The organism is Pedobacter sp. ASV12, from assembly GCF_016429155.1.
Lineage (GTDB): Bacteria > Bacteroidota > Bacteroidia > Sphingobacteriales > Sphingobacteriaceae > Pedobacter.
In genome coordinates, this window is sequence record NZ_JAELUC010000216.1 from 1 (window position 1) to 763 (window position 763).

Annotated in this window: 1 protein-coding gene; it reads left to right on the forward strand. The window is 42.1% G+C overall.

The window, feature by feature from the left end; all coding sequences use genetic code 11:
* Positions 1–60: 60 nt before the first annotated feature.
* Positions 61–763 (forward strand): hypothetical protein (locus JHD69_RS19970; protein ID WP_199142092.1); only part of this gene is annotated, 703 nt, incomplete at its 3' end.

A 763-nucleotide genomic window follows, 5' to 3' on the forward strand; every position in this document is an offset into this window, starting at 1 on the left:
CCCCCCCCCCCCCCCCCCCCCCCTCTCTACCCGTGTCGTGGTTCGTCGGCAGCGTCAGATGTGTATAAGAGACAGCCTCCTTTTAATGCAAGCATTTCTGTTGTAGACAATTGCGATAAAATACAATTAACCGCATCTGGTGGTGTTGCTTATCAATGGAATGGAGGCGACACGCCAAACAGTGCAACAAATACTTTCCATACAACAGGCTCCTATATTGTAACCATTACCAATGCCAGTGGCTGTAAAACCTCCCTGTCTAAAGATTTGGTTATTGATAATGCAACCTCGATTAGTGGGGCAACAACAGGCTGTGGCGAAGTAACGCTAACTGCAAGTGGCGGGATTTCCTATCAATGGGATGGAGGCCTAAATCCAAACAGTGCAACAAACACATTTCTCCAAAGTGGACAATATGTAGTAAAAATAACCAGCGCTAAAGGATGTGTGTCTACAACTATTATTGATGTTCAAGTAACCCCTCGGGCATCAGAAGCCAATATTCAAATCAAGTCTACATCAGATGAAACTATTTGCCAAAACACACCTGTTTCCTTTATTGCAGATACTGAAAACGCAGGCAGCTCTCCTACCTATAAATGGTTTAAAAATGGCATATTGGTTTCATCAAGTCCAATTTATACAAGTAATGATTTAAAAAATAACGATGAGATTAAGTGTGAATTGACAAGCAGCATTACGTGTATACAACAATCCACAAAAATGAGCAATTCGATCATTATGAAAATTGCCTCCCCAGTCG